At 56.1% G+C, this 13,917-nt stretch carries 10 protein-coding genes; 2 read left to right on the forward strand and 8 right to left on the reverse strand.

Annotation, left to right across the window (positions count from 1 at the left end; genetic code table 11):
* The first annotated feature begins 78 nt into the window (after window positions 1-78).
* The gene (locus tag RHM65_RS04290; protein WP_322184325.1) at window positions 79-2,475 is read left to right on the forward strand and encodes a penicillin acylase family protein; all 2,397 of its coding nucleotides are present in this window, start codon (window positions 79-81) and stop codon (window positions 2,473-2,475) included.
* Window positions 2,476-2,847: 372 nt separating this feature from the next.
* On the opposite strand, the gene RHM65_RS04295 is transcribed toward RHM65_RS04290, so the two are convergent.
* The 8 genes from RHM65_RS04295 to RHM65_RS04330 all read right to left on the reverse strand — a co-directional run bounded on the left by RHM65_RS04295 (window position 2,848) and on the right by RHM65_RS04330 (window position 11,830).
* Complete coding sequence (locus RHM65_RS04295; RefSeq protein ID WP_322167167.1) at window positions 2,848-3,747, reverse strand: ABC transporter permease subunit; 900 nt, start codon at window positions 3,745-3,747, stop codon at window positions 2,848-2,850.
* On the reverse strand, window positions 3,744-4,625 hold the full coding sequence (locus tag RHM65_RS04300; protein WP_322170648.1) for an ABC transporter permease subunit: 882 nt from the start codon (window positions 4,623-4,625) through the stop codon (window positions 3,744-3,746). Before RHM65_RS04300 ends, RHM65_RS04295 begins: the two co-directional genes overlap by 4 nt.
* Window positions 4,626-4,660: 35 nt before the next feature.
* Entirely contained in the window at window positions 4,661-5,803 is a 1,143-nt protein-coding gene (potA, locus tag RHM65_RS04305; RefSeq protein ID WP_322167166.1) for a polyamine ABC transporter ATP-binding protein, read from the reverse strand.
* A gap of 57 nt (window positions 5,804-5,860) precedes the next feature.
* The gene (locus RHM65_RS04310; protein ID WP_322167165.1) at window positions 5,861-6,955 is read right to left on the reverse strand and encodes a polyamine ABC transporter substrate-binding protein; all 1,095 of its coding nucleotides are present in this window, start codon (window positions 6,953-6,955) and stop codon (window positions 5,861-5,863) included.
* A 69-nt stretch (window positions 6,956-7,024) separates the two neighbouring features.
* Window positions 7,025-8,125: a polyamine ABC transporter substrate-binding protein gene (locus tag RHM65_RS04315; protein WP_322167164.1), complete on the reverse strand. Its 1,101-nt coding sequence runs from the start codon at window positions 8,123-8,125 to the stop codon at window positions 7,025-7,027.
* A 143-nt stretch (window positions 8,126-8,268) separates the two neighbouring features.
* Window positions 8,269-9,633 (reverse strand): aspartate aminotransferase family protein, encoded by a 1,365-nt coding sequence (locus RHM65_RS04320; RefSeq protein WP_322167163.1) that lies wholly within the window; start codon window positions 9,631-9,633, stop codon window positions 8,269-8,271.
* A gap of 20 nt (window positions 9,634-9,653) precedes the next feature.
* Window positions 9,654-11,012, reverse strand: a complete 1,359-nt coding sequence (locus RHM65_RS04325; RefSeq protein WP_322184327.1) for a glutamine synthetase family protein — start codon at window positions 11,010-11,012, stop codon at window positions 9,654-9,656.
* A 41-nt stretch (window positions 11,013-11,053) separates the two neighbouring features.
* On the reverse strand, window positions 11,054-11,830 hold the full coding sequence (locus tag RHM65_RS04330; protein WP_322167161.1) for a gamma-glutamyl-gamma-aminobutyrate hydrolase family protein: 777 nt from the start codon (window positions 11,828-11,830) through the stop codon (window positions 11,054-11,056).
* A gap of 277 nt (window positions 11,831-12,107) precedes the next feature.
* Between RHM65_RS04330 and RHM65_RS04335 the strand changes: the two genes are divergently transcribed.
* The gene (locus tag RHM65_RS04335) at window positions 12,108-13,484 is read left to right on the forward strand and encodes a glutamine synthetase family protein (protein ID WP_297845848.1); all 1,377 of its coding nucleotides are present in this window, start codon (window positions 12,108-12,110) and stop codon (window positions 13,482-13,484) included.
* The last annotated feature ends 433 nt before the right edge of the window (window positions 13,485-13,917 follow it).

The raw sequence follows: 13,917 nt of genomic DNA on the forward strand, positions 1-13,917 counted from the left end.
AACCTTGCAACTGACTACACACCATCACAGCAAATCTGTAGCCTGCAAATCCGGACTGGATCAAAGACAGGACTTCAGATGAAACGCGGCCTAACCGTTCTCGCCCTCCTTCTCGCCGTTGTCATCGTCGTCCTTGCGGGCGCTGGATTTTGGTATGTCCACAGCAAGCAGCCAGCGCGTCAGGGCCAAGTATCGCTGAAACACCTGCAAGCGCCGGTCACCCTGCGCTACGACGAACGCGGCGTGCCGCATATCAATGCCGAAAACGAAGCAGACATGTACCGTGCCTTGGGCTATGCGCAGGCTCAGGATCGGTTGTTTCAGATGGAAATGATGCGACGCCTGTCCCGTGGGGAATTGGCCGAAGTGCTGGGCGTCAAGCTGGTGGGCACCGACAAACTGTTCCGCAGCCTGCGAATTCGCGAACGCGCTGACGCCATTGTTGCGCAACAGGACAAGCAAGCGCTGTCGTGGCAAGCACTCGAAGCTTACCTTGATGGCATCAACCAGTATCAGGACACCCACGCCAGTCCCATCGAGTTCGATGTGTTGGGCATCAAGAAACGGCCCTTCACTGCCGCAGACACCTTGAGCGTCGCCGGGTATATGGCCTACAGCTTTGCCGCCGCGTTTCGCACCGAATCGTTGTTGACCTACGTCCGCGATGAATTAGGACCGGAGTATTTGAGTATTTTTGATTTGGCGTGGCAGCCCAAGGGCGCGTTTGGTCAGCCGCCACTCGTCAAGGCGGACTGGAAAGGTTTGGACGCCCTGGCGCAGCTCAGCCAACGCGCGCTGGAAGACGCCGGGCTGCCGCAGTTTGAAGGCAGTAATGCTTGGGTAGTTTCCGGCAGCCGAACCAAAAGCGGCAAGCCGTTGTTAGCGGGTGATCCGCACATTCGCTTCTCGGTGCCGTCGGTGTGGTACGAGGCGCACCTGTCAGCACCCGGCTTCGAACTGTACGGACATCATCAGCCGCTGGACCCGTTTGCAGCGCTGGGCCACAACCGCGACTTCGGTTGGAGCCTGACCATGTTCCAGAATGACGACGTTGACCTGATCGCCGAACGGGTCAATCCAGGGAACCCCAACCAAGTGTGGTACCACGGTGGCTGGGTCGAGATGACCCACAGCCAGCAGCAGATTCAGATCAAGGGTCTGCCGGCGATAACCCTGGACCTGCGTCGCTCGCCCCACGGCCCAATCATTAACGATGCGCTGGGTGCGTCGGCGGGCCCGGCGCCGATTGCTATGTGGTGGTCATTTCTGGAATCCGAAAACCCGATCATCGAAGGTTTCTACGAGGCCAATCGCGCCGACACCTTGAGCAAAATGCGCACGGCGGCGCAGAAGATTCAATCGCCAGGGCTGAACATCGTCTGGGCCAACGCCAAGGGCGATATTGGCTGGTGGGCTGCCGCGCAATTGCCTATTCGGCCTGAGGGCGTCAACCCGACGTTCATTCTCGACGGCGGCACGGCGGAGGCCGACAAAGGTGGGTTTTATCCGTTCAGTGCCAACCCCCAGGAAGAAAATCCTGCACGGGGTTATATCGTGTCGGCCAATGCGCAACCGGTATCGCCGACCGGCATGGAGATTCCCGGCTATTACAACCTCGCCGACCGTGGCCAGCAGTTGAACAGGCAACTGAATGATTCGGCGGTGAAGTGGGATCTGGACAACAGTAAAAAGCTGCAACTGGGTACGCAGACGGCGTATGCCGGACGCGTATTGAAACCGCTGATCCCGGTGTTGCGCAGCGCCGTGACCGACCCGGAAGAACGGGCGCTGGTAGAACGGCTGGTCAGTTGGAAGGGCGACTACTCGCTGGATTCAGTGGGTGCCACGCTGTTCAACGAGTTCGTCTATGACCTGATCAACGCCACGATGCGAGACGAACTCGGCGATGGTTTTTTCGACTCACTGCTGGCAACGCGGGTGATTGATGCCGCCCTACCTCGATTGGTGGCCGACGCCGATTCGCCATGGTGGGACAACCGCAATACGCCGGCCAAAGAAACCCGCGCCGACATCGTCAAGCAGGCATGGCACGACAGCGTTTCGCACCTCAGAGCCGTGTATGGCAACAACGCGTTTGATTGGCAGTGGGGCAAAGCGCACACCTTGACCCACGAACACCCGCTGGGCATGCAAAAACCGTTGGATAAACTGTTCAACGTCGGCCCGTTCCCGGCGCCAGGGACTCATGAAGTGCCGAACAACCTGTCAGCGCGTATCAGCCAAGCGCCATGGCCGGTGACCTACGGGCCATCGACACGTCGTTTGATTGATTTCGCTGATCCTGCACACAGCTTGGGAATCAACCCGGTTGGACAAAGCGGCGTGCTGTTTGACGAACACTACTCGGATCAGGCCAAAACCTATGTCGAAGGGGGGTACGTGCCACAGCATCTTGACGAGGCGGATGTGGCGGCGAGTACCCGCGCGACATTGAGGTTAGTTCCAGCCAAGTAAATTCCCTGCAGGAGCCAACGTGTAGAGCTGCCGAAGGCTGCGAAGCCGGGACGGCTTTGATAGCAAGCAGCCGCAAATCCTGTGGGAGCAGGCTTGCCTGCAAGAGGCCGGGTAATCGCGCCGCTGATGTCGACCTGAAACCTGGGTCGCTTGCATTGACGCTTTCGTTGGCAAGCCACCCACAGAGATTTCGGCAGACACAGAATAGTAGGCACTGAACATCTGATCGCAGCCTTGCGCAGCGCCTACAGAACTTTGTGTGTGTCGCCAGAATCCGTGGGACCGAATTTATTCGGGAAGCGGTCTATCTGGTACACCGCATCAAGCCATTCGCGAATGAATTCGCTCCCACAGTCGCTGGAAACCTCTGACTTACGCCGGTTCTACGGCCTTTGGCGCGGGTGCGCGGCGTGGGTCGGGTTGTTTCCATGAGTCGGCCGCGGCTTCGTCGATGGCCAATTGGATGGCGCGTTTACGCGAGTCTTCAGCTCGACGGGTAAAGAACCAGACCATAAACGTCGCAATCGATACCGCCAAAAGGATCAAGCTGGCAATTGCGTTGATTTCCGGTTTAACCCCCAAACGCACAGCCGAGAACACTTCCATCGGCAAGGTGGTTGATCCTGGCCCGGAGACGAAACTCGCGAGCACCAAATCATCCAGCGACAGGGCAAACGACATCATGGCCCCTGCCGCCAGCGACGGCGCGATCATCGGAATGGTGATCTGAAAAAACACCTTCCATGGCCGCGCACCAAGGTCCATGGCCGCCTCTTCGATGGACAGGTCCAGCTCGCGCAAGCGTGCCGACACCACCACTGACACATAAGCCGAACAGAACGTGGTGTGGGCTATCCAGATGGTGACGATGCCGCGCTCCTGCGGCCAGCCAATCAATTGCGCCATGAACACAAACAACAGCAACAACGACAGACCGGTGATCACTTCCGGCATCACCAATGGCGCGGTCGCCAGCCCACCGAACAAAGTGCGGCCTTTGAAATTCGCGATACGGGTCAGCACGAACGCCGCCATTGTGCCCAATGCCACGGCGGCGACAGAGGTGTAGCACGCGATTTCCAATGAACGCGCCACCGCGCTCATCAATTGCGTGTTATCCAGCAGACCGACGTACCACTTGATCGACCAACCGCCCCACACCGTCACCAGCTTGGAGGCGTTGAACGAGTAAATAACCAGGATGACCATGGGCGCATAAATGAATACCAGGCCCAGCACCAGCATCACGTTTGAGAACCTGAACGCCTTCATGCTTTCGCCTCCAGTTCTTTGGCCTGACTGCGGTTAAACAGAATAATTGGCACGATCAGGATCGCCAGCATGACCACCGCCAACGCCGATGCCACTGGCCAGTCACGGTTGTTGAAGAATTCTTGCCAGAGGATTCGGCCGATCATCAACGTCTCGGGGCCGCCTAACAGTTCCGGGATCACAAACTCGCCGACCACGGGAATAAAGACCAGCATGCAACCGGCGATGATTCCGTTTTTCGACAGCGGCACAGTGATCTTCCAGAAGCTGTTAAACGTACTGGAGCCCAAATCCGACGCCGCTTCCAGCAAGCTTTGATCGTGTTTCACCAGATTGGCAAACAGCGGCAAAATCATGAACGGCAGGTACGAATAGACCACGCCGATGTACACCGCCAAATTGGTATTGAGGATTTGCAGCGGCTCATGGATCAGCCCCAGCCACATCAGAAATGAGTTGAGCAGCCCGTTGTTACTGAGAATGCCCATCCACGCATAGACTCGAATCAGGATCGCGGTCCAGGTTGGCATCATGATCAGCAGCAGCAAAACGGTCTGGCTTTCCTTTTTCGCCGTCGCGATGCCGTAAGCCATGGGGTAACCGATCAGCAGGCACAACAGCGTGCTGAAAAACGCCATTTTCAGCGAGCCCAGATAAGCGGCGATGTACAACTCGTCGTCGCCCAGCATCGCGTAATTGCCCAGGTTCAGAATCATCGAGAACTTCTGTTCTACGAAGCTGAAAATCTCGGTGTACGGCGGGATCGCGACGTCTGCCTCAGCAAAGCTGATCTTAAGCACGATGATGAACGGCAGCATGAAAAACAGGAACATCCAGATAAAGGGCACCCCAATGACCATCTGCCGGCCACCGGGAATTATTCGAGTGAGTGCGCGCTGAAATTTCTGATTTTTCATGAGCGCAGTACCACGCCGCTGTCGTCTTCCCACCAGACGTAAACTTCGTCATCCCAGGTCGGCCGCGCGCCACGACGCTCGGCATTGGCCACGAACGACTGAACCAGCTTGCCGCACGGCAGTTGCACGTAGAACACTGAATGCCCGCCCAAGTAAGCGATGTCATGCACCTTGCCCCTGGACCAGTTGTGTTCGCAGGTCGGCATTTCAGTAGTGACCAGCAGCTTTTCAGGGCGAATTGCGTAGGTGATGCGCTTGTCTTCCACCGAGGTACTGATGCCGTGGCCGACGTAGATATTACGTTCCAGTTCTGGGCTTGCGATCAGCGCATGGCCTTCGGCGTCGTCGATGACTTCGCCTTCGAACAGATTGACGTTGCCGATGAATTCACACACCAAACGGCTGGTGGGGGTTTCGTAGATGTCGATCGGGCTGCCGATCTGCGCGATCCAGCCCAAGTGCATGATCGCGATGCGCTGGGCCATGGTCATGGCCTCTTCCTGATCATGGGTCACCATGATGCACGTCACGCCGACGCGCTCGATGATTTCCACCAATTCGAGTTGCATGTGCGAGCGCAGTTTTTTATCCAGTGCGCCCATCGGTTCATCGAGGAGCAGCAACTTCGGTTTTTTCGCCAACGAGCGCGCCAAGGCCACCCGCTGCCGTTGGCCACCAGACAGCTGATGCGGCTTGCGCTTGGCGTACTCACTCATCTGCACCAGCTTGAGCATCTCTGCGACACGGGCGTCGATTTCCTGGCTGGAAATTTTGTCCTGTTTCAAACCGAAGGCGATGTTCTGCGCCACAGTCATGTGGGGGAACAGCGCGTAGGACTGGAACATCATGTTGATCGGCCGCTCGTACGGCGGCATGTCAGTGATGTCCACGCCGTCGAGGTAGATTCGGCCTTCGGTTGGTCGTTCGAAACCCGCAAGCATGCGCAGCAACGTGGACTTCCCTGAACCCGATCCGCCGAGCAAGGCGAAAATCTCGCCCTTGTTGATCTGCAGGGACACGTCGTCCACGGCAATCGTCTCATCGAACTTCTTCGTAACCCGGTCGATTTTGACCAGCACCTGTTTAGGTTGCTGATCTCCTTCGAGGGCTTTCTTATAGGCGCCGGAGGCAACTGCCATGTGGTGGAACTCCCAACAAAATTTTCAGCCCGACCAACACAGCCGGGCCAGGATTTTTTATTTGCCCGACTTGACCTTGGTCCAGCTGCGGGTCATCAATCGTTGCACCTTAGGCGGCAATTCAGCATTGACGTAGAGCTTGTCCAGTACCTCTTGCGGTGGGTAAACCGCAGCGTCGGTCCGTACCTTTTGATCCATCAGTTCGTCAGCCTTTAGGTTCGGGTTGGCGTAACCGACGGTGTCGCTGACCTGAGCGATCACCTCAGGTTTCAGCAAATAGTTGATGAACGCATGGGCTTCTTTAACATTACTCGCGTCGCGGGGGATGGCGAGCATGTCAAACCACAGATTGCCGCCCTCTTTCGGGATCGCGTAGGCGATTTTCACGCCTTTACCGGCCTCCGCCGCGCGGGCCCGAGCCTGGAACACATCACCGGAAAAACCGGCGGCGACGCAAATGTCACCATTGGCCAGGTCCGTGATGTATTTCGACGAGTTGAAGTAGGTGATGTAAGGCCGTACCGCCAGTAATTTCGCCTCGGCTTTGGCGTAGTCGTTGGGGTCTTCGCTGTTCGGTTTCAGGCCCATGTAGTTGAGCACGGCGGGAATCATCTCATCGGCTGAGTCGAGAAAGGCGACGCCGCATTTTGAAAGTTTCTTGATGTTTTCCGGCTCGAACAGCATGGCCCAGGAGTCGATTTTATCGACACCCAGCACCGCCTTCACTTTATCGACGTTGTAGCCGATGCCGTTGGTGCCCCATAGATACGGCACTGCGTATTGGTTGCCCGGATCATTCTTTTCCAGACGTTTGAGCAACGCCGGATCAAGATTGGCGTAGTTGGGCAGTTGGGATTTGTCGAGTTTCTGAAAGGCGCCAGCTTTGATCTGCTTGCCCAGAAAATGGTTGGACGGCACCACTACGTCGTACCCGGTATGCCCGGCGAGCAGCTTGCCTTCGAGGGTCTCATTGGAATCGAAAACGTCGTACACCGGTTTGATATGAGTCGCCGCTTCGAAATCCACCAGCGTGGTTTCGCCGATGTAATCCGACCAATTATAAATATGCACAGTGGGTGCCGCATAAGCGCCGACCGCCAAGGTCAGGCCTGCTCCCGCCAGCATGGTTTTGCGAAATAAAGAAAGATGCATTGAAGTGGTCCTTTCCATGAGGACATCAACCTCTGTAGGAGCCAACGTGTTGGCTCCTACAGAAAGCCGTTATTTACCGGATTTGATAGTGGTCCAGCTGCGGGTCAGCAAGCGCAGCGTAGGGGCTGGCAAATCGCTGATGGCATACAGTTTTGCCTGGATCTCAGCCGGTGGATAAACGCCTGGGTCGCTCGTGATGTCTTTATCAACCAGAGCGGTGGCCGCTGCGTTGCCGTTCGGGAAGTGCACGCTGTTGGTGATGGCCGCCATGATTTCTGGCTTCATGATGAAGTTCATGAATTTGTAAGCGCCTTCAACGTTCTCGGCGTCTTTAGGAATGGCAACCATGTCGTAGAAGCTGCCAGCGCCTTCTTTCGGAATCGAGTAGCTGACTTTGACCTTGTCACCGGCTTCAGCCGCGCGGGCTTTGGCCTGATACACGTCACCCGAGTAACCGACCGCTACGCAAACGTTGCCGTTGGCCAGGTCGGAGATGTATTTGGAGGAGTGAAAGTACGCCACGGATGGACGAATTTTAAGGAACAGCTGTTCAGCTTTTTTGATCTGGTCCTTGTCTTGAGTGTCGGTCGCGAAACCCAGGTAATGCAGGGCCACCGGCATCATTTCGGTTGGCGAATCGAGGAAGCTGATGCCACAACCTTTGAGCTTGGCAGCGTTCTCTGGCTTGAACACCAGGTCCCATGAATCCACCGGAGCGTCTGCGCCCAATGCGGCTTTGACTTTTTCGGCGTTGTAACCGATCCCGATCGAACCCCACATGTACGGGAACGCATGCTTGTTGCCCGGATCACTGGCCTTGCCGACGGTAGCCAATAAGGCCTGGTTAAGATTTTTCCAGTTCGGCAGCTTGGACTTGTCCAGCTCCAGGTAAACGCCGGCCTTGATCTGCTTGGCGAGGAAGTTGTTGGACGGCACTACAACGTCATACCCGGATTTGCCAGCCAGCAATTTGGCTTCCAGGGTTTCGTTGCTGTCGAAGACGTCATAAACGACTTTGATGCCCGATTCTTTTTCAAACTGGGCGATGGTGTCCGGTGCGATGTAGTCCGACCAGTTATAGATGTGCAGCACTTTGTCATCGGCCTGAGCAGCAGCGGCCACGACACCCACAAGGGACAAGGCGAGAAGGGTCTTGCCAAATATTTTCATGCGTGAAGCTCCGTTGTTAGAACACTACCGTTAGGTCGCGGTGACTGATTAATGAAACACAGTCGTGAGTCTGGCAAGATCTTCGGCGGGCTTTCAAGACCACTGAACCCGCCTTTTTATTTTTTGCCGGCTGAGCCTAGCACTTAGCCTTGCAATGCATGCAACGTCAGATCGAGGCAAGTGCGCGCCTTGGTAATCAGTTCGTCGATTTCGGCAAAGCTGATAACCAGCGGTGGCGAAATGATCATGGTGTCACCCACTGCACGCATGATCAGGCCGTTATCGAAACAGAATGTCCGGCAGATCATTCCTGCGCCTTGGCCGACATAGCGCTCGCGAGTGGCCTTGTCTTTCACCAACTCAATCGCACCCAGCAACCCAACGCCCCGAACTTCACCCACCAGCGGATGATCATTCAGCTCACGTAAACGCTTTTGCAAATAAGGTGCCGTTTCAGCTTTTACGCGCTCGACGATTTTTTCGTCGCGCAAGATCCGGATGTTTTCCAGCGCCACCGCGGCAGCCACCGGATGCCCGGAATAAGTGAAGCCGTGATTGAAATCACCGCCTTCGTTGAGCACCTTGACCACTTCGTCGCGCACGATCAGGCCACCCATGGGGATGTATCCCGAGGTCAGGCCTTTGGCGATGGTCATCATGTCCGGTTTGAGGTCGTAATAATCGGAGCCAAACCATTCGCCGGTGCGGCCAAACCCGCAGATCACTTCATCGGCGACGAATAAAATGTCGTACTTGGCGAGAATCGCTTTGATTTTCGGCCAGTAGCTGTCAGGCGGAACGATCACGCCGCCCGCGCCTTGGATTGGCTCGGCAATAAACGCGCCCACGTTATTGACGCCCAGCTCGATAATCTTCGCTTCCAGTTGTTCTGCGGCCCAGACCCCGAATTCATCCGGGGTCATCTGACCACCTTCGCCGAACCAATAGGGTTGCGGGATGTGGACGATGCCTGGGATCGGCAAATCGCCCTGCTCGTGCATATAAGTCATGCCGCCCAAGCTGGCGCCGGCCACGGTCGAACCGTGATAACCGTTGACCCGGCTGATGATGATCTTCTTGCTCGGTTGGCCCTTGATCGCCCAGTAATGGCGGACCATCCGCAGCATGGTGTCGTTGCCTTCCGAACCAGAACCGGTGAAGAACACATGGTTCATGCCTTCAGGCGCAATGTCAGAAATGGCCTTGGCCAGCTCCAGCACCGGCGGATGGGCGGTTTGGAAGAACAAATTGTAATAAGGCAGCTCACGCATCTGTTTGCTGGCCGCATCCGCCAGTTCTTCGCGGCCATAACCGATGGCGACGCACCAGAGCCCGGCCATGCCGTCGAGGATCTTGTGGCCTTCGCTGTCCCACAGATAAACGCCCTTGGCGCGAGTAATAATGCGCGGACCTTTTTCCTGCAATTGCTTGTAGTCGCTGAACGGCGCCAAGTGATGATCGCGGCTCAGGGCCTGCCATTCGCGTGTTTGTGTTGAGTTATCGCTCATACCGCTTTTCTCCGTTTTTATCAGACCGCGAACAGCAGGAACTCACGTTCCCAAGAGCTGATCACGCGCTTGAAATTCTCGTGTTCGGCACGCTTGACCGCGACGTAACCGACGATGAATTTCTTGCCAAGGTATTTTTCGATGGTCTTGCTGTTTTCCATCCGTTCCAGCGCATCTTCAATGGTCAGCGGCAGCCGCAGGTTGCGCCGCTCATAACCTCGACCGACCACCGGCGCACTGGGGTTGATCGCTTCGACCATACCGATGAAGCCACACAGCAGGCTGGCGGCAATCGCCAGATACGGATTGGCATCAGCCCCCGGCAAACGGTTCTCAACGCGACGGTTTTGCGGACCCGCGTCCGGCACCCGCAGCCCCACGGTACGGTTTTCTTCGCCCCATTCCACGTTCACCGGCGCCGAGGTGTCGGGCAAGAAACGGCGGAACGAATTGACGTTCGGCGCGAACAAAGGCAGCAGCTCAGGGATGAATTTTTGCAGGCCACCGATGTGACACAGAAACAGTTCACTCATCGTCCCGTCTTCGTTGGAGAAGATATTTTTGCCGGTGGCTACATCGATGACGTTCTGGTGCAAATGCATCGCACTGCCCGGCTCGCCGGTCATGGGCTTGGCCATGAACGTGGCGGCGACATCGTGCTTGAGCGCGGCTTCGCGCATGGTGCGTTTGAACACCAAAATCTGGTCCGCCAACGACAACGCATCGCCGTGCCGGAAGTTGATTTCCATCTGGGCCGTGCCGTCTTCGTGAATTAGCGTGTCGAGGTCCAGGTTCTGTAATTCGCACCAGTCGTAGACGTCTTCGAACAGCGGATCGAATTCGTTGGCGGCTTCTATAGAGAACGATTGCCGACCGGTTTCCGGGCGACCGGAGCGACCTATTGGCGGCTGCAGCGGAAAGTCAGGGTCTTCGCAGCGCTTGGTCAGGTAAAACTCCATTTCTGGCGCCACTATCGGCTGCCAGCCCCGATCAGCATAGAGTTTCAGGACTTTCTTCAATACGTTGCGCGGGGACAACTCGATGGGGTTGCCCTGCTTGTCGTAGGTGTCGTGAATAACCTGCGCGGTCGGCTCAATGGCCCACGGGACGAGGAACACGGCGTTTTGATCAGGACGGCAGATCATGTCGATGTCAGCCGGGTCCAGCAGTTCGTAATAAATGTCGTCTTCGACATAGTCGCCGGTGACCGTCTGCAACAACACGCTCTCTGGCAAGCGCATGCCTTTTTCAGCGATGAATTTGTTAGTCGGTGAAATCTTGCCGCGAGTGATTCCGGTGAGGTCGCTGATCATGCATTCGACTTCGGTGATCTTGTGCTCTTTCAACCAATCCGTGAGCTGATCGAGGTTGCTACTCATAAAGACCTCAGGGGTAATAAAACCTGGGCGCCGTAATGGGCTCAGGCACGCTTTAACGCGTCTGCGTCGCGTAGTGTCGCTCGCGTTCGACAGGCATCGCCAAATGCCTGAAAAATCGCAAGATAGTGCGGATTCGAGGTGACCTGCCATTCAGGATGCCATTGCACACCTAAAGCAAAACCTGCGCCTGCCTCGACCGAAATCGCTTCAATCAGCCCATCCGGCGCCCGTGCTTCGACGCGCAAGCCCGGCCCCAGACGCTCTACACCCTGACCGTGAATCGAGTTGACCTCGATTTCACTCGGCAAGCCGAGGCCCGCGAGAACGCCGCCCGGCTGGATATGCATCGTGTGGCTGGGGCCGTATTGGACGTCGAGCGGGTCGTCGCTGTGCTCACGATGGTCCATGAACGTTCCAACTTCGTGAACCTGTTGGTGCAGACTGCCGCCGAAGGCGACGTTCATCTCCTGAAAGCCCCGGCAAATGCCCAATACCGGTACGCCCGCCGCCACAGCGGCACGAATCAGCGGTAAGGTGGTGCGGTCGCGGTCGGGATCATGAGCAGTGCCAGGCAAACTGGCTGGGCCGCTATAGTGATAGGGTTCGACATTGGAGGGCGACCCGGTAAACAGGAGCCCATCAAGACTGGAAAGAAGGTCGGCAGGATCGAGTAACTCGGCCAGTGAAGGCAGGATCAGCGGCAGGCCCTTGGCAGCAACAGCGACTGCTAGGACGTACTTGTCACCACTGATGTGATAACTGTGCAGACCGATCTGCTTGGTGCAGGCGGTCACGCCGATTAACGGCAGGCGAGACATGGGACCCCCGGTATTATTGCTATTTTGGGTTGCAATCGAGCTTAGCCTTGTTCATTTTTTTACACAACACCCCCGTAAAAAATAGAACACAGCCCGCTCAACCCCGCATATCCCAAGCGGCCGGATGCGCATTTTTTGCCCCAAATTGCCGCAAAATGCCCCCTACAGTGCTTTTTTGGGGCAAAAAAAGGCTCTATTGACTTCATCATGGCTTTCGGATTGACTGAAACCCGCAAAGCTCAATGATTGATATTTTTAACAACAAAGGTGTTTCATCATGTCGGTACCCCCGCGTGCCGTTCAGCTTAACGAAGCGAACGCGTTCCTTAAGGAACATCCTGAGGTTCTGTACGTTGACCTTCTGATTGCAGATATGAATGGTGTGGTGCGCGGTAAGCGCATAGAACGCACCAGCCTCCATAAGGTTTACGAGAAAGGCATTAACTTGCCGGCTTCTTTGTTTGCCCTGGACATCAATGGCTCGACGGTAGAAAGCACCGGCTTGGGTCTGGACATCGGTGACGCTGACCGAATCTGCTATCCCATCCCCGGCACTCTCTGCAACGAACCTTGGCAAAAGCGCCCTACTGCGCAGTTGCTGATGACCATGCACGAAATAGAAGGCGAACCCTTCTTTGCCGACCCCCGCGAAGTTCTGCGTCAGGTCGTCAGCAAGTTCGATGAAATGGGCCTGACTATTTGCGCCGCGTTCGAACTTGAGTTCTACCTGATCGATCAGGAGAACGTGAACGGTCGTCCCCAGCCACCGCGCTCGCCGATTTCCGGCAAACGCCCTCACTCGACTCAGGTTTACCTGATCGACGACCTCGACGAATACGTTGACTGCCTCCAGGACGTTCTGGAAGGTGCCAAAGAACAAGGCATCCCGGCTGACGCCATCGTCAAGGAAAGTGCCCCGGCGCAGTTCGAAGTGAACCTGCACCACGTCGCCGACCCAATCAAAGCGTGCGACTACGCGGTACTGCTCAAGCGATTGATCAAGAACATCGCTTACGACCACGAAATGGACTCGACCTTTATGGCCAAACCCTATCCGGGTCAGGCAGGTAACGGTTTACACGTCCACATCTCGATCCTTGATCGCGATGGCAAAAACATCTTTACCAGCGAGGATCCCGAGCAGAACGCCGCGTTACGCCACGCGATCGGCGGTGTGCTCGAGACCCTACCGGCGTCGATGGCGTTCTTGTGCCCGAACGTCAACTCCTACCGTCGTTTTGGCGCACAGTTTTATGTACCTAACTCGCCGTGCTGGGGCTTGGATAACCGGACGGTCGCCTTGCGCGTACCGACCGGAACACCCGACTCCGTACGTATCGAACACCGGGTAGCCGGTGCCGATGCCAACCCATACTTGCTGCTGGCCTCGGTGCTGGCGGGCGTACACCACGGTTTGACCAACAAAATCGAACCAGGCGCACCGGTAGAAGGCAACTCCTACGAGCAGAACGAACAAAGCCTGCCCAACAACTTGCGCGATGCCCTGCGCGAGCTGGACGACAGTGAAATCATGGCGCGCTATATCGACCCGAAATACATCGATATCTTCGTCGCCTGCAAGGAAAGTGAGCTGGAAGAGTTCGAACACTCCATCTCCGACCTCGAATACAACTGGTACCTGCACACGGTGTAACGCCGTGCAGTAAAAAAACGCCGTCGGCCTTATGGGCTTGCGGCGTTTTTTTGTGGCTGTTGCCGGATTTTGCCTTGGGAAAAACGCCAAGCGCGCACTCAAAAAAAACTGCTGTAAGATGGCAATCGCTACGAAGCATCGCCCGTGACAGGCATATCGAAGCGGTTAAAAAAGGGATGTTTGAGGCAACAATGACAGAATTTGTGTCGCCCGATGGGGCGAGGTTTTCACTGTTACACCTTTTACCGTCGAACCATATTTTTGAATAACTCGAAACAAAGGCATAAAAAAACCCTGCGCTAGAAAACTAGGGCAGGGTTTGAATTATAGGCCGGGCCTCTTAACCTTTCGGTCTATCCCACCACTGTGCGAACACAGCTTTTGGCAGGGCCAATATTACTTGGCGGCATGGATACTCTCCCTTTCAGGGTTC

Origin of the sequence: Pseudomonas sp. CCI4.2 (assembly GCF_034350045.1) — a bacterium.
Lineage (GTDB): Bacteria > Pseudomonadota > Gammaproteobacteria > Pseudomonadales > Pseudomonadaceae > Aquipseudomonas.

What these genes read in the sequence shown, in the direction of transcription:
- RHM65_RS04320 (WP_322167163.1), bottom strand. Translation starts at nt 9,633, where the DNA reads ATGAGCGATAACTCAACACAAACACGCGAATGGCAGGCCCTGAGCCGC.
- RHM65_RS04330 (WP_322167161.1), bottom strand. Translation starts at nt 11,830, where the DNA reads ATGTCTCGCCTGCCGTTAATCGGCGTGACCGCCTGCACCAAGCAGATC.
- RHM65_RS04290 (WP_322184325.1), top strand. Translation starts at nt 79, where the DNA reads ATGAAACGCGGCCTAACCGTTCTCGCCCTCCTTCTCGCCGTTGTCATC.
- RHM65_RS04315 (WP_322167164.1), bottom strand. Translation starts at nt 8,125, where the DNA reads ATGAAAATATTTGGCAAGACCCTTCTCGCCTTGTCCCTTGTGGGTGTC.
- RHM65_RS04295 (WP_322167167.1), bottom strand. Translation starts at nt 3,747, where the DNA reads ATGAAGGCGTTCAGGTTCTCAAACGTGATGCTGGTGCTGGGCCTGGTA.
- RHM65_RS04325 (WP_322184327.1), bottom strand. Translation starts at nt 11,012, where the DNA reads ATGAGTAGCAACCTCGATCAGCTCACGGATTGGTTGAAAGAGCACAAG.
- potA (WP_322167166.1), bottom strand. Translation starts at nt 5,803, where the DNA reads ATGGCAGTTGCCTCCGGCGCCTATAAGAAAGCCCTCGAAGGAGATCAG.
- RHM65_RS04310 (WP_322167165.1), bottom strand. Translation starts at nt 6,955, where the DNA reads ATGCATCTTTCTTTATTTCGCAAAACCATGCTGGCGGGAGCAGGCCTG.
- RHM65_RS04335 (WP_297845848.1), top strand. Translation starts at nt 12,108, where the DNA reads ATGTCGGTACCCCCGCGTGCCGTTCAGCTTAACGAAGCGAACGCGTTC.